The sequence below is a fragment of the Spirosoma aerophilum genome (assembly GCF_054782495.1).
Map to the genome: position 1 here is coordinate 2061143 of NZ_BAAGSJ010000013.1, position 21488 is coordinate 2082630.

A 21488-nucleotide genomic window follows, 5' to 3' on the forward strand; every position below is an offset into this window, starting at 1 on the left:
CCAGCAATATACCTACGGCCAGGCCGATTGATATTGAGCAGATTCTAGGTCGGGTCTTGCGGCAACCCTACGTCATTCGTCACCAGAGCGACCTGCTCAACGTGTCGTATGTACTCACGGCCTCGGCCAAATTCAACGAAACGCTGCAAAGCATCATCCGGGGACTGGAATCGGCCGGATTCAGCCGCAACGACTATCGTTCTACGGATGAGCAGAAAATGACCGAACAGCCTCCTACCAAAGCCCAGGCACTACAGGGGTTTCTGTTTCCCGAACTCAACGATACGAGCAGCGACGACATTGAGCCGGAGAAGATTCAGTTCGACCCGACCCTCACTCCCGACGAGACCCTCACCGAACTACCGCCCGCCCTGACGGCGATTACCCGGATTGCGATTGAAAAGAATCAGGAATTTGACAAACAACTCCGTCAGCAGGATTCGGACGATTCGTCGCCCCTGTTCCAAGAACTTGGCTCTACCGTAAAAAAGATCGCCCTCAATCAGGACTTTGCCGACATGGCCCAGCAGCTTAGGTTGCCGCAGTTTTATTTAAACGTGCCGCAAACGGGGCTCTTTTGTCAGGGCGAGCGGGTGCTGCTCAATCAGGAAGTGTTGCTAAAGGGCTTCCGACTGGCCGACGAAGACCTGAAAATCGACTGGGACACGGTGGAAAGTGATTTATACAAAATCGACATCGAGCGCACGCAGGGCAACCAGTATCGACCCGTTTTTCTACAGATCGATAACCTACAGGTAAAAGAAGCCTTTGTCGATTATATCCTGACCAAGCCGAAAGCGGGCCAGGTGAAAGACCTGGCCCACAGGATGCTACAGCTCATTGGCAACATGTACCCCATTCCCGACCAGCAAATAAAACTGTATCTGGAGCGTATTCTGAGCAGTTTCGACGCCGAGCGCATCAAAGATTTACTGGCCAGGGAGTATACTTACCGCAACAAGATCAGGAAGAAAATTCGCGCTCTGGCCGATGTGTATGCCGAAGATCAGTTTAAAAAAATGCTGGTTGTCGGTAAGATTTCGGTGGAACAGGGATTCGTTTTCAAGAAGACCATTGTGCCGGGGCCATTGGGAAAATCGCTGGGCAAGTCGCTCTACGAACGCGAAGGCAGCATGAACGGCTTCGAGGAACGCGTCATCAGCGAGTTGGCCGCTCTGCCCAATGTGCGGTTCTGGCACCGGAATTTAGGGCGGGGCAAGGGGTTTGCCATTAACGGATATAAGTCGAACCACTACCCCGATTTTATCCTCTACACCCTAAACGGTTCGCTGATTCTGCTCGAAACGAAAGGCGATGACCGCGACAACTCCGACAGTGCCGCCAAGAACCGGCTCGGCCAAAAATGGGCACAGGAAGCCGGTCGGCAGTACGCGTACTTTATGGTCTTTGAAACGAATCGTCTGCCCGATACCTACACAATTGCCGAAGTAAAGGAGCTGATTAGGCAGGTGTAGGGGCTGTATCGATAAGTAATTGAACAAATTTATTTAACCACAGAGACACGGAGGGCACAGAGGTTCTAATGGGTACATACTCCCCTGATAGGACTCTGTGCCCTCCGTGCCTCTGTGGTTAATTATTTTTTGTATAAGTTTGATCGCCAGGCGACCAGAACCTATGACCGATCTACGCTATTTTAACATGAATAATGGCTAATTTTTGCCTTCCCGCCCAAGCCATGAGCAAACTACCCTTCACAATTTTGCTTGTTAGTTTACTTTTCACTTCAGCCAAAGCCAGCACCCGCGATACGCTTCGGCATGCTGGGCAAACCCGAATTTACTGGGTCCATTTCCCCCCAAACTACACCAAATCCGATGATCCAATACCGCTGGTGATCGCCCTGCACGGTGGTGGCGGCAGCGGTCAGCAGTTTGAAGCACAGTCGAAACTGAGCGAAAAAGCCGATAAGGAAAGGTTCATTGTCGTGTATCCCGACGGGCAGCAGAATCCGGGGGTATTGAAGTTACGCACCTGGCATGCGGGCAATTGCTGCGGCCAGATTGCCTCGGCACAACAGGCAGATGATGTGGGATTTATCCGCAAACTCATTGATAAACTAACAACCACCTATCGAATCGACCCGAAGCGGGTGTATGCCACCGGTCACTCAAACGGGGCTATGCTCTGCTATCGGCTCGCCTGCGAACTCCCCGATAAACTAGCCGCTGTTGCGGCCAATGCCGGAACCATGCAGCTGCAAACACCCTGTCGGCCCACCCGTGTATTATCGATTTTACACATTCATTCCCGGCAGGATAACAATGTGCCTTATACGGGCGGCATCGGCGCCCGAAGCCTCAACAAACAGTGGAACGCACCGGTTGACAGTACGCTGGCCGTGTTTGCCAAACTAGCGGGATGTACTCCCGAAAAGCCAACCGCAAAAACAGCCGGTCTGTATACATCATACAGCTGGACAGGTTGCCGGGACAACGTCGCCATTGAGTATTACCTCACTACCGATGGTGGACATGCCTGGCCCGGTGGCCAGAAAGGAGCCCGTTTCCTTGGCGACGCCCCTTCCGAAGCGTTTTCGAACAACGATATTATCTGGGATTTCTTCAGAAACCGGTCATTGCCATAACGAGCCACTTGCCAAAAGATAAAAAGTTGATGTTTCGCAAAACCGGAGGTAGGTTTGGTGTTTGTTTTCAGGAACAAACTTTTTTCTCAATAACTACCCATTAATGGATTTTTGCGATCAGCTCTTTGACCAGACTACCGGCGTAGTCGACCAATGGACCCGGCATACATTTGAACAATGCACCTTCAAAAATCTTGATCTCTCAAAAGTCGTTTTCACGAATACCAACTTCATCAACTGCCGTTTCGACCAGTGTAACTTAAGCATGGCGGTGACCGAGGGCACCCGTTTTGACGACGTTGTTTTTGTGGACTGTAAGCTGAACAGCGTCAATTTTGGCCATTGTAGCGGGTTTGGTTTCCATGTCGACTTCCAGACCTGTCAGCTCGATTATGCCTCGTTTTTCAACCGAAATCTAAAAAAGACCCGATTCGTCGATTGCTCCTTACTCGAAGCCCGCTTTCTTAACTGCGACCTGAGCGGGGCTTTATTCAGAAACTGCAACCTTGAATTGACGGTATTTGCTACCAACGTACTGACACAAACCGACTTTTCCAGTTCGTATAACCTGAGTCTTGACCCTGACGGTAATAAGCTCAAAAAAACGAAATTTTCACTACACAGTCTGCCCGGTCTGCTGACCAAGTACGACATCGTTGTGAGTTGAGACGCTAGCATGAATGTTTTAACGCCAAAATCGTGCTTCTCTGAGTTGAGTTACGCCTGTATTGAACACATAACCGTTCAGTTCCTGGCCTGTTAAACGCTCTCATATTTTGAGATTTAACTGGCTATCTTTTTGGCTTGGTGTCAAAAGCTGCGCCGGTATTTTTTCAGGAACTTCAGTCGCGGGCTTACCTGTTTGATCCACTCGCGGGCCATTAACTCATGGGCGAACACCGTCGGGTGAATGCCGTCCCAAATCCAATATTCAGCGCTTTTAGCAGTTATCGCTTTATCAAAAACAGCGGGATAATCGACGATAACGGCATTAAACTCCCCCGCTAGTTTCCGAACGACAGCCTGCCGATTCTGTGCATCACTTTGCCAGCGGTCAAAGTTTTCTTTACGGCTTCCTACCGGATACACGAACGGAATGCCCAGTACGAAGAGCGTATCCGGGTTGGCGCGTCGGCTTTCGTCCAGCAGGCTTCGGTATATGGTTTCAAACTGATCGAGGGTCGTTGCTTCGGCAGGTTTATGAATCGTGGCCGCCGTATCGTTTATGCCGATCAAAATACTGAGTACATCCGGTTTGAGGTCCAGCGTGTCAGGTTGCCAGCGTTTCTGAAGATCGGTGATCTTATTGCCGCTGATACCCCTGTTGTAAAAGACAAAATCCCGCTCGGGGAAATCGGCTCCTATCCGGCTCGCTACTGAATACGCGTACCCATGACCCATAATATGATTCGGGTCAGTATTGCGCCCCCGGTTGCCGTCGGTTATCGAGTCACCCTGAAACAGGAAGATCAGGCCGGTTTCTTTCAACAAATCAGTCGGTGCGTTTTTAGCGAATAGATCGGGAGCCAGACCGGCGAGTGCTGACGATTTCAGGAACCTCCGCCTTGATGTTTTCGTATGCATGGGGTGCCAATATACGAGACAGTCTGCCTTTTTGTAAGCCGGTTTTCCTATTATCTTTAATTCAAGTTGTACAATGACCGCCAATTAACGGGAACAGAAATGTATCTCGCAGCTAAAAGTATCTTTAAAGAAAATCATTCCCTTGATCGTATGCAGGAAGGTTTGACCAGTGCCCAGATCGAGCAGTTCGTTCAGGATGGGTTTGTCCGTGTCGACAATGCATTTTCCGAAGAAACTGCCGGGCAGGCAAGACATATTCTTTGGCAGGATCTACCGGGCAATCCCCATAACCCGGCCACCTGGCGAAGCCCGGTTGTCCGGCTTGGTATGTATGCACAAGCCCCTTTTGTCGAAGCCGCCAATACGCCCATTCTCGTACGGGCCTTTGACCAGTTGGTGGGATCGGGCAACTGGATTCCGTGCCGCAACATGGGCACGTTTCCGGTTCGCTTCCCCTCCAACGATGATCCCGGCGATGCGGGCTGGCATGTCGATGCCAGCTTCCCAGGCGACGACCCGTCAGACTACGTTGCATGGCGAATAAACGTTCGGTCAAAGGGTCGGGCGTTACTGATGCTGTTCCTTTTCTCGGACGTTACGGAATTGGACGCACCAACCCGAATCCGCATTGGGTCGCATAAGGATGTGGCCCGGTTGCTGAACCCGGCGGGCGAGAAAGGGCTTTCGTTTATAGAGCTGGCTGATCGACTAGGCGAGCTTCCCCAACGACCCGAAACCGCGGCCATTGGTAAAGCAGGTACGGTTTATTTGTGTCACCCATTCCTGGCGCACGCAGCTCAGCCCCATCGTGGCACAGAACCAAGATTTATGGCCCAACCGCCGTTACTACTCAGCAACGACTTATCCATTGATGACTCAGTACCAGACCATTCCCCACTGGAAGTATCGATTCGGATGGCGGTCAACAGCCAGTAATACGCGTCAGCGAAGTCAGTTCACCAAAAACTTACACTCTACTCGATTACCAGATCCGACTGGCGACCAGATTGATCAGGGCATTTACGATAAAGGCCATCCCAAACGACAGCGGAATGGAATACTCGCGGAGCAAAAAAGCCTGTAAGAAAAGAAACGTCGTAAAACCCAGCAGTCCCATCACCAGCCCGCGCAGGATCATGATGGTTGACCGACTGCCTTGCAGCGTATGCGAAAAAATAGCCAGAATCGTTGTCATGATCGGGAATGGTGTTAGAATGCCGCTCCACTCCGGCCCCAGAATACTGGCCAGTCGGGTGATGGCCAGTACAAACAGGGTAGCCACCACCATGCGTATGGGAATATCGAACGGCAGCCGTTTTGCATTGCCTGTTGGGCCGGTTGGCTCGGGATAAAACGTCAACGCCAGCAGAACGGTACTGATAACCAGCCCGTAACTAACCACCAGGCTCAACTGAAGGTAGTTGAAAAACACTGCGGTAAGGGTGTAGCAACTATAAGCCAGCAAGAGCGTTGGCAACCAGGTGAATCGGCGGGAGAAAGCCGAGTAACTCACGCAAAAAGCGATTAACGCCAGTATCCCGATCATTGACCCCTGAATGGAGTGAATCCCAAAAGCGGTTCCCTGCTCCAGAATAAAAAACAGCAGGATGGGCCCGGCCACCCACGGCATACTCCCAATCAACCCACCCCACTTGTTGCCCCATTTGCGAATCACCAGTGTTATCAGGGCGATGACAGATGGCATCAACGTTATTTTGAGCAGGAGGATATTCATCACAGGGAAATAAGGTACTGACCAAAGAGGTAAACTTGATTGAGAGAACGGCATTAGTGAGGACGATTGTCCGAAATGGTCCGCTGCCAGTTGTCCAGCAGCACTGCCGTGGCAATGCCTACGTTCAGCGACTCAGCATCACCATAGCGGGGAATCGTTACCCGTTGCGTCACATACTGACTCACCTCGGCGCGAATGCCGTTCGATTCGTTGCCCATGACCAGATAGCCAGACCTAACGAATGGAAGCGTATGCACATCGCTGCCATCCAGGAAAGCCCCGTACACGGCCTGTTCTGACAGAGCCAATACTTGCCGGATGTCGCCATACCACCAGCTTACCCGCGTAAACGAACCTTTACTGGCCGAAATAACTTTCGGATTGTATACATCAGCGGTGGTTTCGGAGCACAGGATCTTACGAACACCGTACCAGTCGGCAATGCGGAGAATGGTGCCGAGGTTGCCGGGGTCGCGAATATCATCTAAAATCAGGGCAATCTCATCAGGGCCAGCCAATAGAGGCTGGTTATCTTTCGTTCTGACCACAGCCAGGGCTGCGTTGTTGCTTTCGAGGGTTCCGGCCCGTTCGAGATCGGCCACTGACGCGATTTCGACGGGGGTTCGTTGGTGGTCTGTGAGGTGAGCGTTTTCTTTGTAGAACGCTTCAGTAGCAACCACCAGCTCAGTCTGAAAATCAGATTGTAATACCTCCTGAACGCTCTTGGCACCTTCTACCAGAAAGGCGCCGTGCTGCTGCCGGAATTTTTTCTGGTGCAGCGACTGAATATATTTAAGCTGATTTTTAGAAAGCATGAGAAAGATGTATGAAATAGGATGCAGGATATATGATCGGTTTGCGGGCTATGCGTCATATACCCTACATCATACATCGCGAATAAGCTTACTCCTTATAGTTGTTTCGTTATCGGGTTGCCTGAGCTCTAGTCAGTTACGGCAAAACGGCTACATCCTTACCTCCCAGTCCATTCGTGGAAACCGGGCCATTTCAGACGAATCGCTGCTTAGTCTGATTCCGCAAAAGCCGAACCGCCGACTCCTGGGTTTGCCCATAACTACGCAACTCTGGTTTTATCAACTCGGTCAGCAGAGCTACAACCGGGAAGAAGCCATTCGTGAGCTACAGGCCAAAACTAATGAATTTGAACAGCAAAGCCAGCTCGTAGCCAATCAACCCAAAGAACTTAAAAAGCTGAATAAACAATATGGGAAGCAGTTAAAACGCCTTCGGCAAAAGGCTGAAGAAGGCAATTGGCTGATGCGAAACCTGGGAGAGCCTCCCTCCTACTTCTCCGAAAAGGACGCCCAGGCCAACTCAGCCAAGATGCAGAAGTACCTCATTGACAAGGGTTTTTTCAACGCAAAAGCGGGCTATAAACTCGATACGCTGCGCCGAAGTCAGGTTCGGGTCAATTACCTCGTTACCGAAAATGAAGGCTTCTATCTGCGAAATATTGTTTACGAGGTTGCCGACCCCCGCGTCGATTCCATTGTTCGGCAATCCTTCGACAAATCGCTACTTAAGGTGGGCGAGCGGTTTGACTTCGATAACATGTCCGGCGAAAAACTGCGTATCGAATCTCTGCTGCGCGACCAGGGGTATTATGCCTTTTCCCGCCAGTACATCCGGGCTACCGATGTCGACACGGTACGCCGGGGCAATGACCGCCGTTTCCGGGATGGGCTGGAACCCGGCGATTCGACCCGTCGGAATGCCGATGTTACCGTACAAATCATAAACCCGCCGGGGCTGGCCGCCCACCCGATCTACCAAATTGGCGACGTGCAGGTGCAGATTGGCTCGCTGGACAATGACCCCAATACTAGTGGAGCCTCACCAGGGGGAGTGCCCCGCTTCGATACCCTCAACCGGAATGGCATCAGGTATCTTCTGAGTGGACGCGACATCTCATTACGGTTGCTCGACTCAAAAATTCTCCTCCGGCCCAATCAGCTCTACAGCCAAACCAACTACCGCGATACCCAACGGCAGCTTTTTCTGCTTAATCAGTTCAAGTTTGTCAACCTGAACTTCACGGATACGACCGACCGCCGGTTAAGAACCCTCATTACCGCCACCCCGCTGGATAAGTACGAAACCACAGCCGAAGGGGGCCTTACCGGTTTAGTCTATCAGGGACAGGGGTATCCGGGTGGTTTTGGCAGCTTGATTTTTCGGGTACGAAATCTCTTTGGTGGTCTGGAAACCTTTGAGACCTCCCTTCGATATGGACTGGAAGCACAAACTGGCTTTGTGCCCGACCCCAATAATCCTGAAAGTGTGGTTTACACCTCTCAGGAGTTAGGTATCAGTAGCTCGCTGACCTTTCCTCAGATTTTATTTCCGGGGCCGCTTCGCTTTCGGCTTACCCGCTTTACCCCCCGAACGCAAATTAGTTTAAGTTTCAACAACACTTTTCGGCCTGACTTCCGGCGGTCACTTCTACGGGCCACCATGGCTTATAACTGGCAAACGACGCCCACCAAACAGTTTAGCTTTTTAATTGCCGACATTAACCTGATCAACGCGGGAGATGGCAGTGTACCTGTCATTAGTAAGGCATTCAATGAGCAACTCAATGCCTTAACGGCGCAAGGCAGTACCGTTTATCTTAGCTTTCGGCGGTCGTTGAGTTCAAGCTTTAGTTTTGCCTATACCTACAATACGAACATACCAGGCCAAAACCGACGGGCCAATTTCCTGCGCACGGTCCTTGAATCGGGTGGAACAACACTCAATTTTGTTCCCAACAAAACCATCTCCCGCTGGAGCGATCTGAATGACGGAATCGGACTTCAATTTTATAAGTTTCTCCGGGGTAATGTCGACTACCGGCACTACATCCCAATCCGAAGTCGAACAACACTGGCTTTTCGCGTAAATACCGGAATAGCCTATGGTTATGGACCCGGCGGTGGACCGGTTCCGTACGAAAAGTTCTTTTTTGCGGGCGGCAGCAACAGCGTCAGAGCGTGGCTGCCCCGACGTTTAGGACCTGGCTCCGCCTTTCCTTACCAGAACGACCCGTCGGTACCAGCGCTGAATGAAGCTAAACAGTTCATCTATCTGTTCGAACAACCCGGCAACGTTCTCCTGGAGGGGTCGGCCGAGCTGCGCGGTCGGCTGTTTCACCTGGGTGCTGATATTAACGGGGCTATTTTTGTCGATGCGGGCAACGTCTGGACGCTCACCGATAACCCCTCACGACCAGGCTCCGCCTTTCGGTTGAATAGTTTTGTTCCTCAAATTGCGGTGGGCACCGGTGTGGGCTTACGCATCGACTTCTCCTTCTTCGTGATCCGTTTCGACGGTGGTATTAAAGTATGGGACCCCGCCCGAAAATACTATGATGCCACAGAAGGCGCCGTTGACCAGCGTTTCATCTTACCCAAATTTTCCCTGAGCCAGTTAACAAGCGGCCCCAATCCGCTGGTCATCAATTTCGGTGTTGGTTACCCATTCTGATTTGGTTCCGTAGCGCGGGTATCCACTAGTACTACGGAATTCACGATCCTACCCTTAAGGTATTTTAACGCCGGAATCCTGCCAAAATGACAGCACTTTCAAGGCTTTCTTCGTAATTTTGCAGAATAGTCACAGGTTGATACCGGGTGAAATGAGATACTTCATGTTCTCCGATCGGCTTTTGACGCTCGACATTAGACTATTATGGCACTAATATCCGAATTGACTATTCTGCAACCCGAAGATAAAGAGCAGGTTGACCTTCCACGCACATCGGAAGATGAGTTGGCGGTGGGCAAAAAACGGCTATATATTGAAAGCTACGGTTGCCAGATGAATTTTGCCGATAGCGAAGTAGTGGCGGCCGTAATGCGGAATGCAGGCTATGCAACGACTTCTTCGGCGACCGATGCCGATGTTATTTTTCTGAACACCTGCGCCATCCGCGACAATGCCGAACAGAAAGTTCGTCACCGTCTTAAACACCTTGTCGGCCTGAAACGGCAAAAACCCGAGTTGATGGTCGGCATACTTGGCTGCATGGCTGAGCGCTTGAAAACCAAGCTCCTCGAAGAAGAAAAGGTAGTGGACATTGTGGCCGGTCCCGATGCTTACCGCGATATTCCTAAACTGGTTGAAGAAGCCGAATCAGGACAAAAAGCGGTTAACGTATTCCTCTCCCGTGAGGAAACCTACGCCGACATTTCGCCCATCCGCCTGAACTCCAACGGCGTAACGGCATTTGTATCGATCATGCGCGGCTGCGATAACATGTGTAGTTTCTGTGTCGTGCCCTTTACCCGCGGTCGCGAACGCAGCCGCGACCCGCAAAGCATCGTCCGCGAAGCGCAGGACCTTTTCGACCAGGGTTACCGCGAAGTAACGCTGCTCGGCCAGAATGTGGACTCGTATAAATGGGAAAAGGGAGTATTAGGAGTGAGCAGCGAGGAGCGAGAAGAAACAGATGCGTCAGCAACTCCTACTACCACGATAACCACTTTTGCTCTCCTGCTGGAAATGGTTGCCCGGATCCACCCCGATTTGCGGGTGCGTTTCTCGACCTCACACCCAAAGGATATTACGGACGATGTTCTGTACACCATGGGGCGGTACGATAACATCTGCAACTACATCCATCTACCTGCGCAAAGCGGCAACAGTCGGGTGCTGAAGTTGATGAACCGGACCTACGACCGCCCCTGGTATATTGGTAAAATTGACCGTATCCGGGAAATTTTAGGCGAAGACTGCGGCATTTCGACGGACGTCATTTCGGGCTTCTGCACAGAAACTGAAGAGGAACACCAGGAGTCATTGTCGCTCATGGATTACGTACGGTACGACTACGCGTACATGTTCGCCTATTCGGAACGGCCGGGTACGCTGGCAGCCAAAAAATACGCGGATGATATCCCGGAGGATGTGAAAAAACGGCGGCTGAATGAGATCATCGCCCGCCAGTTAACACACTCAGCCGAGCGTAACCAACGGCATATTGGCCAGGTGCAACGAGTACTGATCGAAGGGCCGTCCAAACGATCCGACGACTTTCTATGCGGCCGTAATGACCAGAACAAAATGGTCGTTTTCCCAAAAGGAGATCTACAGAAAGGGCAGTATGTAAATGTGTTAGTAACAGAGTGCACATCAGCTACCCTACGGGGGGAGGTTGTTAATGAATAATGGATAACTGGTAATGAATAATGTACAATGGCTAATGCGTAACGAGTAGTACACCCTTCTGTTGTGCTGCCTGCCCCATTGCCCCATTTACTACACGCTTCATTATTCTTTATTCATTTTACATTATTCATTAGTTATGAATCAACAGGAAATTCAAAGCGTTAAACAACGTTTCGGTATAATTGGTAACGCCCCCGGCCTCAACTACGCCATCAACGTAGCAATGCAGGTGGCGGCTACCGACCTGACCGTGCTTATTACGGGCGAGAGTGGCAGTGGTAAAGAATCGTTCTCAAAAATCATCCACAGCCTCAGTGCCCGCAAACACGGTCAGTTTATTGCGATCAACTGCGGAGCCATTCCCGAAGGCACCATCGACTCAGAGTTGTTCGGCCACGAAAAGGGCTCGTTTACCGGCGCTGTCGACTCCCGGAAAGGCTACTTCGAGACAACCAACGGCGGCACTATTTTCCTGGACGAGATTGGCGAGATGCCCCTGGGCACTCAGGCCCGATTGCTTCGTGTGCTGGAAAATGGCGAGTTCATCCGGGTAGGTTCCTCAAAAACCCAGAAAACAGATGTGCGCGTAGTAGCTGCTACCAACGTCAATCTGCTGGAAGCCGTAGAGAAGGGAAAGTTTCGGGAAGACCTGTATTATCGACTCAATACAGTTCCCATTTATGTACCTCCCCTGCGTGAGCGTGGCAACGACATCGAGCTACTGTTCCGCAAGTTCACTACTGACTTCGCCGAGCGGTATCGAATCAAGCCACTACAGCTCACAGATGGTGCCAAGCAGGTGCTGGTGAGTTACCCATTTCCGGGTAATATCCGTCAGTTGAAAAACATTGCCGAACAAATATCCATCCTCGAATCGGAACAGGATAAGCCCATTGGCCCCGAAACACTGGGAAAATACCTGCCCCAGCCGCAGCAACCCAACCGAACGCTGGCGCTGTTTCCTCAGGCCAACGGCAATGCTGGTGCCGATAACTTTTCGGAACGCGACTTGCTTTACAAAGTACTGTTCGACATGCGCAGGGATGTTAACGACCTTAAAAAGCTCGTTCGCGATGTGTTGTTAAGCAACGATCAGGATACCGGACAGATTTTGCACACCCACAAGGATCTGTTTGACTCCATCTCGACTGATACCGATGCCCGACAGCCGACCGATGCCAACATAACCCGTTTGCTGCCAGCGGTGAATGGTACGATGCGAAACGAAGTTCCTGCGCCCCGCAATACGGCTCCTCCCTCAGACGTATACGGAAGCCATCCGCCCGTCCAGATTTTTGATGATGTCGATGGCGACATTAACGATCTGACCGAGGTTGAAGACGTTACGCATGAAACCGAAGAAGACGACTCACTTTCCCTCGAACGCCAGGAGAAAGAAATGATCCTGAAAGCACTCCGGCGCAACAACAACAAACGAAAGTATGCCGCTCAAGCACTCGGTATATCTGAACGTACGTTATACCGAAAAATCAAACAGTATGAGATTGATGAAGAATAAGTTAATAGTGAAGAGTGAAGAGTTGACAATGAAGAATAAAGTCATTAGATCGATGCTTTTTTTATTCTTCATTCTCAACTCTTCACTCTTCATGTCCTCCTGCGGGGTGTACTCGTTCACAGGGACAACGCTTTCGCCCGACATTAAAACGGTTACGGTCAATAACTTTGTGCTGGCTACCGCTGGTGGACCCGCCAACCTGCCGCTTACCTTTAATGAAAAGCTGAAGGAATACTACCAGCGATATACCAACCTGAAAGTCGTTCCGAACAATGGCGACATGCTGTTGGAAGGTAACATTACGGGCTACGATCTGGTAGCTGTTGCACCAACGGCCCAGGATCAGGCAGGCGTCAACCGTCTTCAAATCACGGTTCTGGCCCGCTTCTATAATAACAAAGATGAAAGTAAGAACTTCGAACAGTCGTTTTCATTCTACCAGGATTTTCCACAGGGGCAAACCCTGAGCCAGAACGAAAGCCGATTGGTACCAAAAATTCTCGATCAGATCGTACTGGACATTTTCAATAAAACGGCGGCAGACTGGTAAGGTTTGATGTACGATGCATGGTGTAGAATTACCTATTTTTTTCGCATGCATAATTTATAATTCATCAATCGTAAGTACTTTCGGCCCATGCTCACCCTCGACAAAGAAACATTCTCTTATTGGGTCACTCATCCCGATGACCTCGCCCCTGCCGACCTCATACAGCTACAGGAAGGCTTGAGGGCCTACCCCTATTGCCAGACGTTGCATACATTAACGGCCAAAGCCGCGTCGGTACACCAGCGTAGTCAGTCTATTCCATTTGTTCGTCGGGCGGCAGCGCATGCCTTGAGCCGCAATGCCCTGCGGAAATTAATTGATAACGAATTTCAGTGGTCGGAGAATCTGCTGGTTAAATTAAACGAACTATCGGCCAAACACGTCCCTATTCCCGACGACTATCAACAGGAAAGTTATGCGCTCTTCAAGTCCAAAGCAGGCCTGAGCAACGGTTTTCCTAAACTACCCCTGCTCCGGCTGCCGGTTCAGCCTGACCGTTCGGCAGACACTGAGCCGACAACACCCGAGGTAACGGTACCTACCCCCGAAGATCCAACATTAACCGAAACAAACCTGCAAAACGATTTGGCACAAATAGCGGAAGCGCCACCCATACAACCTTCCCTTTCACCTGCGGATATTGAACGTCAACGTCAACTGGACCTTATCGACAGCTTCATTAAGAAAGAACCCCGGATATCGCCCGTACGCGCTAAACCGGGTGAACCACTAAATCAGGAGGATTTAACGAAACGAACGAAGCCCGTGGGCGGCAGTCTGGTCACCGAAAGTTTTGCGAAAATTCTGGAAAAACAGGGCAAGCTTGACAAGGCCTGCGAAATCTATAAGCAGCTCATGGTGAAAAACCCAGAAAAAAAGGCGTACTTTGCGGCAAAAATAAGCGAATTAACGAGTGCAGACGGAGAGTCGACTCAATCGTAACGTTACCCCGATTAGCCCTGTTTTGTCTTAACTATTTAACGAATTAACGCACCGGCGTTCCGGTGGCTTCTGATTTCATGATAACGGCAACTATTGTCATCATTTGTATTATTACCGTTCTTCTGATCCTTATCGTACTTGTTCAGAACTCAAAAGGCGGTGGACTGACCGGCGAATTTGGCGGTTTAGGCTCTAACCAGCTGATGGGTGTTAAGAAAACGACTGATTTGCTTGAGCAGATCACCTGGGGTCTTGGCATTGCCCTGATGGTATTGTCAATGGCCTCCTACATTATGGTTGATCGCAACCAGGTAACGGGCATCAACAGTGCAAACGTTGACCGGGCACAAACCCAAACGTTGCCGGGTGCTGCTGCACCCGCTACAGCACCTGCCCCGAGCGCAGCTAATGGCGCTGCACCAAGCCAGGCAGTTCCGGGTGCCGCTACGCCGGGAGCGTCGACCTCGGCGCTGACACCTCAGAAGTAGAAACGCACAACCAATAAAAAAGCCACTTCTTTACAGAGGTGGCTTTTTTATTGGTTAACCCTAAGCAACGGCCTGCACCAGCAACTGCCGGGCAATGGGCAGCAGAGTTTCCTGAACAGGATAATAGCGCTGGCTCTCCAGCATGAATGTAGCCGGATTAGGCATGTGCCGATGCCGCCGGATCAGGTCGAGCTTAATGTTTTCAAAGGTGTTGACAAAGCTCTTTCGTATGGCTTCAACAAACCGCAGTTGCACCCGTCGGCCACCCGGCTCCTGATCGGAGTACAGGGTCAGGCAAAAATAGTAGACCTGAGTTTCGGCCTGATCGGTAGCATGAATGAGCAAATATCCCTCCTCCGGCCTTAGCGGCAGCAGGCCAATGGGAGCCAATGTCAGCGACTGGGCAATGTCAGTCCATCGCTGCTGGCCTTCGGTCAACATGGACTGAAACCGGGGCAGAGCAAACTCCATGATCGCATCCATCTCGGTCATGAAGTCAGGGTCCGTTACCTCAGATTTGTATTCGATTCGCGGGGGCGGACCGGTAACTCGGCTGACACGCTTGGGGAACGCAGCATTTAACGTACCTTTGCCCCTCGAAAAACGGATACCAGCGTCGTAATGGCTGCGCAGTTCAGGTAGGTCTGGCCAAAGTTTGTGCTCTACAAAGTTCTGCTGAACAGCCTGTAAGTATGCCAGAACGACATATTTCTGATATTCGGCATCAAGCCAGTTTTGCGTAAACCAGTCAGGTTGTAATTTTTTCATAAACCGTAAAAATTCATTCTCAGGTGTATGCTTTGTGTAAACTAATAAATACCTGTCAAACTGCCAAATTCTATTCGTTAAAAATCGACGGCCTGCCGTAGGAAATTTAGTTAATGAAGCAGATGGCAGTATGTCAGGCAAAAACCTGAAAATTTGGCAGTTTATGGCATTGGCACAGTAATTGGCGGTCGAGAATCGACGTGTACGTAAGAACACAAACAGTTTAAAACCTTAATCAACTCATTATCATGGTAGCAGAAACGGAAAGCGTTAAAGTGAACGTGAAACCGCTGGCCGACCGGGTGCTGGTAGAAGCCGCACCGGCCGAAGAAAAAACCTCGTTTGGCATTATCATCCCAGACACGGCAAAAGAAAAACCCCAGCGTGGTACGGTCGTCGCCGTTGGTGCAGGAAAGAAAGATGAGCCGCTGACGGTTCAAGTGGGCGACACAGTTCTGTATGGCAAATATGCCGGTACTGAAATCACTGTCGATGGTAAAGAGTACCTCATCATGCGTGAATCAGACATTTTCGCAATTCTGTAAGTAGAAGGACGGACGCAGGCAACTGCGCTTACCTATTTCTATTAATCCATCACTAATAATTCATTATTAACCAATCATGGCTAAGAAAATATTCTTTGATACCGAAGCGCGTGAGCGTATCAAAAAGGGTGTCGATACCCTTGCCGACGCAGTTAAAGTTACGCTTGGACCTAAAGGTCGGAACGTTATTCTTGACAAAAAATTCGGCTCCCCTGTTATCACCAAGGATGGTGTAACCGTAGCTAAAGAAATCGAACTGAAAGACGCCATGGAAAACATGGGTGCTCAGTTAGTAAAAGAAGTTGCGTCGAAAACCGCTGATTCAGCTGGTGACGGTACAACAACCGCTACTGTATTGGCTCAGGCGATCTACTCGATCGGTGCTAAGAACGTGGCTGCTGGTGCTAACCCAATGGATCTGAAGCGTGGTATTGACAAGGCTGTTATTGCTGTTGTTAAAAACCTGGCTGAGCAGGCACAAACCATTGGTGACGATTTCGGTAAAATTGAGCAGGTAGCGACCATCTCGGCTAACCACGACGAGGAAATTGGTACTATGATCGCCGAAGCCATGAAGAAAGTGGGCAAAGAAGGTGTGATCACCGTTGAAGAAGCTCGCGGTACCGAAACGGAAGTTAAAACCGTAGAAGGTATGCAGTTTGACCGCGGATACCTGTCGCCTTACTTCGTGACCAACACCGAGAAAATGGAAGTTGAACTGGAGCGTCCGTTCATCCTGATCTCGGAGAAGAAAGTGTCGTCGATGAAAGAGCTGCTGCCCGTTCTGGAGCAGGTTGCTCAAACCGGCCGCCCGCTGTTGATCATTGCTGAAGATGTTGACGGCGAAGCTCTGGCTACGTTGGTCGTTAACAAAATCCGTGGTGCTCTGAAAGTGGCTGCCGTTAAAGCTCCTGGCTTTGGTGACCGTCGGAAGGCTATGCTGGAAGACATCGCTATCCTAACGGGTGGTCAGGTTATCAGCGAAGAGCGCGGTTTCAAACTGGAAAACGCTTCGATCGAATACCTGGGTCAGGCTGAAAAAATCCTGATCGACAAAGACAATACAACGATTGTCAATGGTGTTGGTGAGAAAGAAAATATCACGGGTCGGGTAAACCAGATCAAAGCCCAGATCGAAAACACGACTTCAGACTACGACCGTGAGAAATTGCAGGAGCGTCTGGCCAAACTGTCGGGTGGTGTGGCTATCCTCTACATCGGTGCTGCTACCGAAGTAGAAATGAAAGAAAAGAAAGATCGCGTTGACGACGCTCTGCACGCAACTCGTGCCGCCGTTGAAGAAGGTATCGTAACGGGTGGTGGTATCGCGTTGATCCGCGCTATCTCGTCGCTGGACGGTATTACGACGATCAACGAAGACGAGAAAACCGGTGTTAACATCATCCGTGTTGCCCTCGAATCTCCTTTGCGTACGATTGTTGCCAACGCCGGTGGTGAAGGTTCGGTTATCGTAAACAAAGTGAAAGATGGTCAGGGTGGCTTCGGTTACAACGCGAAGAACGATACGTTCGAAGATCTGTTTGTAGCTGGTGTTATCGATCCGAAGAAAGTAACCCGTCTGGCTCTGGAAAACGCAGCATCGATCGCCGGTCTGTTACTGACAACCGAGTGTGTAATTGCCGACGAGCCAGAAGAAGCTCCAGCTGGTGGTGGCCACGGTCACCCAGGTGGCGGCATGGGCGGCATGATGTAGTCTGAACCCGGATTTTCTTGATTTAAAAGATTATCCTGATTTTTATAAAACGCCCCTGATCGAAAGGTCGGGGGCGTTTTTGCTTTCTACATATAGAAAGTTTTATTTCGTCAAGGTACTGGTACTGCAGTAATCATTTACGCAGCTTTGACAACAGATGATTTTTATGAAGAGATTATTTTCGACGCAGGGAGTCATGCAAGACGCAGGTCTGGCGTTTGTTCGGATCATCGTAGGGCTCTTCCTGCTCTATCATGGTTGGGAGGTATTCGATGCGGCTAAAATGAAAGAGTATGCCGCCTGGGACGTATTTAAGAATGACACGTCTCCCTTAATTATGGTCTATCTTGGAAAGGGGTCTGAATTTTTGGCGGGGGCACTTCTCACTATTGGTTTGCTAACAAGACCAGCATGCCTGATTGTCATTGGCACAATGCTGTACATCTCCTTTTTTGTGGGCCACGGAAGAATCTGGTATGAAGACCAACACCCATTTTTATTTGTGCTCCTTGCCTTGGTTTTCTTTTTCTCAGGGCCCGGTCAGTGGAGTGTGGATGCCCATATTCATCAACTTTATCAAAAGAAAAGCAGATAAGCAGGGTGTAGAAGCAGGCCGGGAAAGACCGGAGATTTGGTAACTATAGGCAAACAAAAAAGCCAAGCGAGATACTCTCTTGGCTTTCTGATTTACTCAACGTTATGAAAAACTTTTCTTTTCGACACAATAATAAAACAAAAATCGTAGAAATTGATTCTTTTTCTTAAATATTTTTTTAACAAATATGATAAATCTCTGATAATCATCTTATTATCATAATTAAAATACTTAAAAATTTCTTAACAAATAAGTATATATACTTACTTCCAAGCCTAAAAAAGACATTTTCGACAGTGCTGTCTTAGGCAAATAACAGCCCATCCCGAATAGTTACTGTACGGTCTGCCAGAGCGGCCAGAGCCTCGTTGTGGGTAACAATTATGAATGTCTGGCCCAATTCATCGCGAAGCCGAAAGAACAACTGGTGCAAGTCTTCAGCGTTTCGGGAGTCCAGATTTCCACTCGGTTCATCAGCAAAGACGATAGCTGGTTCATTGATCAGTGCTCTGGCTACGGCAGCCCGCTGCTGCTCCCCACCCGACAGTTGAGAGGGCAGATTCGACAGCCGATGTTGCAGGCCAAGCGTTGTTAATAACTCCTGAGCCCGCTGACGAACAACCCGCTCATCTTTGCCCGCAATAAACCCGGGCAGGCACACATTCTCAAGAGCCGTAAACTCCGGCAACAAATTGTTAAACTGAAAAACAAAACCAATTTGCTCATTCCTGAACTGCGCCAGTTGGCGGTCGTTGAGTGTAAATACATTTTGTCCGCTTATATGCAACGACCCTGAATCAGGGCGGTCGAGCGTACCAAGGATTTGCAATAATGTCGTTTTACCGGCACCTGATGCACCTACAATAGAAACCACTTCACCCGGTTGGATGGTTAGATTTATGCCTTTAAGAACAGGTAGATCGCCGTAGTTTCGGCGTATATCAGTCGTTTGAAGAAGGGGATTCATCCAGAATGAAGAATGTAAAATGAAGGGGCTGGAATGAACAGTGAAAGGTAATTATTCTTCACTATTCACTCTTCATTCTTCATTTCATGTTAACTTGCCGCACAAAAATACGATTTCCAATCCTCCTTGTTGCAGTTGTCATGAATATACACGAGTATCAGGGCAAAGAAATTCTCAAAAAGTACGGTGTCCGCATTCAAGAGGGTATCGTTGCTGAGTCGCCCGAGAAAGCCGTTGAAGCCGCTAAACTACTGATTGCCCAGTCTGGCCAGAAGTTCGTTGTGGTAAAATCTCAAATTCACGCTGGTGGGCGTGGAAAAGGCCAAATCGTTGGTTCTGAACAGCGTGGCGTGGCGTTAGCCAAATCGGTCGATGCCGTTCGCGACATAACGAAAAACCTCATTGGAAACATACTGGTTACCCACCAGACAGGTCCGGAAGGCAAGCGGGTCAACAAAGTGCTGATCGCGGAGGATGTTTATTACCCTGGTCCTTCGGAGCCTAAGGAAATGTACATTGGTATCCTGCTCGACCGTACGAAAGCCTGCAACGTCATCATGGCCAGTACCGAAGGTGGTATGGACATCGAAGAAGTTGCGGAGCATACTCCCGAGAAGATCGTTAAAGAATGGATTGATCCTGCCGTTGGTCTACAGCCTTTCCAGGCGCGTAAGGTAGCGTTTGGACTTGGTCTGGAAGGCGAAGCGTTCAAAGAGATGGTTAAGTTCGTTACCGCTCTTTATAAAGCCTATGTGGACACCGATGCGTCGATGTTTGAGATCAACCCCGTGCTGAAAACGTCAGACAATAAAATCCTGGCCGTTGATGCAAAAGTGAACCTCGATGATAACGCCCTCTATCGTCACCTCGACCTGAAAGCCATGCGTGATCTGGCCGAAGAGGACCCCCTCGAAGTAGAAGCCTCGGCAAACGACCTGAACTATGTAAAGCTCGACGGGAACGTGGGCTGCATGGTGAACGGTGCCGGTCTGGCCATGGCTACGATGGATATTATCAAACTGTCGGGTGGGGAACCCGCCAACTTCCTCGATGTTGGGGGTGGAGCAAACGCCAAAACAGTAGAAGCCGGTTTCCGCATTATCCTGAAAGATCCAAACGTCAAGGCTATTCTGATCAATATCTTCGGTGGTATTGTTCGCTGCGACCGGGTTGCTACAGGCGTTGTTGAAGCTTATAAAGCCATTGGTGATATTCCGGTGCCGATCATCGTTCGTCTGCAAGGTACAAACGCGGAAGAAGGTGCCAAGATCATTGACGAATCAGGTTTGAAAGTACAATCCGCCGTGTTGCTGAAAGAGGCCGCCGAGAAAGTACGTCAGGTGATTGCAGCGTTGTAATTATTGTTCGGGCCAAGCACCAGCCTGGCCTTGGAACTAACAAGAATAAGCCAAGCTAGTGCTTGGCCCACATAAAAAAAGCCGAAGCTCACGCTTCGGCTTTTTTTATGTGGGCTGTTGTTATCCTTTCTTGTAGTACTTCATAGCCTCGGGCAGCAATTTTTGCAGATCGGCAATACGACGTTGATCTGAAGGGTGTGTCGAAAGAAGCTCCGGGGGTTTATTGCCACCACTCGCTTTCGCCATTCGACCCCAGAAGTTAATGGCTTCCTGAGGGTTATAGCCGGCCATAGCCATAAAAATTAATCCCAATTGATCCGCTTCAGACTCTTGCTTACGGCTATGCGGCAAGGCCCGGCCTACCTGATAACCAATAGGCAATGCAGCGCCCACAGCCTGCAGTAAAATTGAATTAATCTGGTTATTGCTGTTTTGAGCGGCTGTACCCGTCACCAGCTGCCCGCCTTGAATCAGGCCATTTGCCAGCAGTCCTTCACTCATCCGTTCGTTCCCGTGTTCGGCAATGGCATGCGAAATTTCGTGCCCCATAACAGCGGCTGCACCGGCTTCATTTTGGGTATAGGGCAGAATACCTGTATAAAAAGCGACCTTGCCACCGGGCATACACCAGGCGTTAACCTGAGGGCTCTGAATGAGATTGAACTCCCATTGAAAACCCTGTAGCCGACTGGCATAATTATTGGCGTTCAGGTATTCCTCCATGGCCTGACGTAGCCGGTTTCCAACCCGTTTGATCATCTCAGCATCGCTCGTACCCTGAACAACCCGACTGGTATCTAACACGCCTTTATAGTTTGTAAAGCTAAGCGGCAACAACTGTTCATTAGGAACCAATTTCAACTGGCTTCTCCCCGTTATCGGTACTTTCTGACAGCCAACAACGAAAGCGATAGCCAGCATAAGGATTATGACTTTTCTCATTTGT

At 49.9% G+C, this 21488-nt stretch carries 20 protein-coding genes; 14 read left to right on the forward strand and 6 right to left on the reverse strand.

Translation table 11 applies throughout. The features are described 5' to 3' along the window. The first annotated feature begins 56 nt into the window (after positions 1-56). The 3 genes from ACYVK4_RS19920 (at position 57) to ACYVK4_RS19930 (ending at position 3275) form a co-directional block, all read left to right on the forward strand. On the forward strand, positions 57-1475 hold the full coding sequence (locus tag ACYVK4_RS19920; protein WP_461129280.1) for a hypothetical protein: 1419 nt from the start codon (positions 57-59) through the stop codon (positions 1473-1475). A gap of 224 nt (positions 1476-1699) precedes the next feature. Next, positions 1700-2608 (forward strand): extracellular catalytic domain type 1 short-chain-length polyhydroxyalkanoate depolymerase, encoded by a 909-nt coding sequence (locus ACYVK4_RS19925; protein ID WP_461129281.1) that lies wholly within the window; start codon positions 1700-1702, stop codon positions 2606-2608. A 103-nt stretch (positions 2609-2711) separates the two neighbouring features. Continuing rightward, complete coding sequence (locus ACYVK4_RS19930) at positions 2712-3275, forward strand: pentapeptide repeat-containing protein (RefSeq protein WP_461129282.1); 564 nt, start codon at positions 2712-2714, stop codon at positions 3273-3275. Positions 3276-3418: 143 nt separating this feature from the next. On the opposite strand, the gene ACYVK4_RS19935 is transcribed toward ACYVK4_RS19930, so the two are convergent. Next, on the reverse strand, positions 3419-4192 hold the full coding sequence (locus tag ACYVK4_RS19935) for an SGNH/GDSL hydrolase family protein (protein WP_461129283.1): 774 nt from the start codon (positions 4190-4192) through the stop codon (positions 3419-3421). Positions 4193-4291: 99 nt separating this feature from the next. Here ACYVK4_RS19935 and ACYVK4_RS19940 point away from each other — a divergent pair, with 99 nt between their 5' ends. Continuing rightward, positions 4292-5128, forward strand: coding sequence for a phytanoyl-CoA dioxygenase family protein (locus tag ACYVK4_RS19940; protein ID WP_461129284.1), 837 nt, complete (start codon positions 4292-4294; stop codon positions 5126-5128). Positions 5129-5174: 46 nt separating this feature from the next. Here the strand turns inward: ACYVK4_RS19940 and ACYVK4_RS19945 are convergent, their stop codons facing one another. After that, positions 5175-5927 carry a hypothetical protein gene (locus ACYVK4_RS19945; RefSeq protein WP_461129285.1) on the reverse strand — a complete coding sequence of 251 codons (753 nt, stop codon included), beginning with the start codon at positions 5925-5927 and terminating at the stop codon, positions 5175-5177. Positions 5928-5980: 53 nt separating this feature from the next. Further along, positions 5981-6742: a TrmH family RNA methyltransferase gene (locus ACYVK4_RS19950; RefSeq protein ID WP_461129286.1), complete on the reverse strand. Its 762-nt coding sequence runs from the start codon at positions 6740-6742 to the stop codon at positions 5981-5983. Here ACYVK4_RS19950 and tamL point away from each other — a divergent pair. From tamL to secG, 6 genes are all read left to right on the forward strand, one after another. Next, a complete protein-coding gene (gene tamL, locus ACYVK4_RS19955; protein WP_461129287.1) occupies positions 6741-9413 on the forward strand; it encodes a translocation and assembly module lipoprotein TamL in 2673 nt (890 codons plus the stop codon). The two genes, ACYVK4_RS19950 and tamL, sit on opposite strands and share 2 nt — an antisense overlap. Positions 9414-9617: 204 nt before the next feature. Beyond that, positions 9618-11096 (forward strand): tRNA (N6-isopentenyl adenosine(37)-C2)-methylthiotransferase MiaB, encoded by a 1479-nt coding sequence (miaB, locus tag ACYVK4_RS19960; protein ID WP_461129288.1) that lies wholly within the window; start codon positions 9618-9620, stop codon positions 11094-11096. Between the two features lie 136 nt (positions 11097-11232). Continuing rightward, the gene (locus tag ACYVK4_RS19965) at positions 11233-12615 is read left to right on the forward strand and encodes a sigma-54 interaction domain-containing protein (protein ID WP_461129289.1); all 1383 of its coding nucleotides are present in this window, start codon (positions 11233-11235) and stop codon (positions 12613-12615) included. 91 nt (positions 12616-12706) lie between these two features. Continuing rightward, positions 12707-13165 carry an LPS assembly lipoprotein LptE gene (gene lptE, locus ACYVK4_RS19970; protein ID WP_461129290.1) on the forward strand — a complete coding sequence of 153 codons (459 nt, stop codon included), beginning with the start codon at positions 12707-12709 and terminating at the stop codon, positions 13163-13165. A gap of 87 nt (positions 13166-13252) precedes the next feature. Beyond that, positions 13253-14107: a hypothetical protein gene (locus ACYVK4_RS19975; RefSeq protein WP_461129291.1), complete on the forward strand. Its 855-nt coding sequence runs from the start codon at positions 13253-13255 to the stop codon at positions 14105-14107. Between the two features lie 77 nt (positions 14108-14184). Further along, positions 14185-14595: a preprotein translocase subunit SecG gene (gene secG, locus ACYVK4_RS19980; RefSeq protein WP_461129292.1), complete on the forward strand. Its 411-nt coding sequence runs from the start codon at positions 14185-14187 to the stop codon at positions 14593-14595. A gap of 60 nt (positions 14596-14655) precedes the next feature. On the opposite strand, the gene ACYVK4_RS19985 is transcribed toward secG, so the two are convergent. Next, positions 14656-15363 (reverse strand): hypothetical protein, encoded by a 708-nt coding sequence (locus ACYVK4_RS19985; protein ID WP_461129293.1) that lies wholly within the window; start codon positions 15361-15363, stop codon positions 14656-14658. 248 nt (positions 15364-15611) lie between these two features. On the opposite strand from ACYVK4_RS19985, the gene ACYVK4_RS19990 reads away from it, so the two are divergent. The 3 genes from ACYVK4_RS19990 (at position 15612) to ACYVK4_RS20000 (ending at position 18217) form a co-directional block, all read left to right on the forward strand. Further along, positions 15612-15908: a co-chaperone GroES gene (locus tag ACYVK4_RS19990; RefSeq protein ID WP_012925587.1), complete on the forward strand. Its 297-nt coding sequence runs from the start codon at positions 15612-15614 to the stop codon at positions 15906-15908. A gap of 76 nt (positions 15909-15984) precedes the next feature. Next, positions 15985-17622 (forward strand): chaperonin GroEL, encoded by a 1638-nt coding sequence (groL, locus tag ACYVK4_RS19995; RefSeq protein WP_461129294.1) that lies wholly within the window; start codon positions 15985-15987, stop codon positions 17620-17622. Positions 17623-17788: 166 nt separating this feature from the next. After that, entirely contained in the window at positions 17789-18217 is a 429-nt protein-coding gene (locus ACYVK4_RS20000; protein ID WP_461129295.1) for a DoxX family protein, read from the forward strand. Between the two features lie 304 nt (positions 18218-18521). On the opposite strand, the gene ACYVK4_RS20005 is transcribed toward ACYVK4_RS20000, so the two are convergent. Further along, positions 18522-19184, reverse strand: coding sequence for an ABC transporter ATP-binding protein (locus ACYVK4_RS20005; protein WP_461129296.1), 663 nt, complete (start codon positions 19182-19184; stop codon positions 18522-18524). A gap of 140 nt (positions 19185-19324) precedes the next feature. On the opposite strand from ACYVK4_RS20005, the gene sucC reads away from it, so the two are divergent. Further along, entirely contained in the window at positions 19325-20542 is a 1218-nt protein-coding gene (gene sucC / locus ACYVK4_RS20010; RefSeq protein ID WP_461129297.1) for an ADP-forming succinate--CoA ligase subunit beta, read from the forward strand. A gap of 120 nt (positions 20543-20662) precedes the next feature. Here sucC and ACYVK4_RS20015 read toward each other — a convergent pair whose 3' ends face one another. Next, positions 20663-21484 carry a M48 family metallopeptidase gene (locus tag ACYVK4_RS20015; RefSeq protein ID WP_461129298.1) on the reverse strand — a complete coding sequence of 274 codons (822 nt, stop codon included), beginning with the start codon at positions 21482-21484 and terminating at the stop codon, positions 20663-20665. Between the last annotated feature and the right edge of the window lie 4 nt (positions 21485-21488).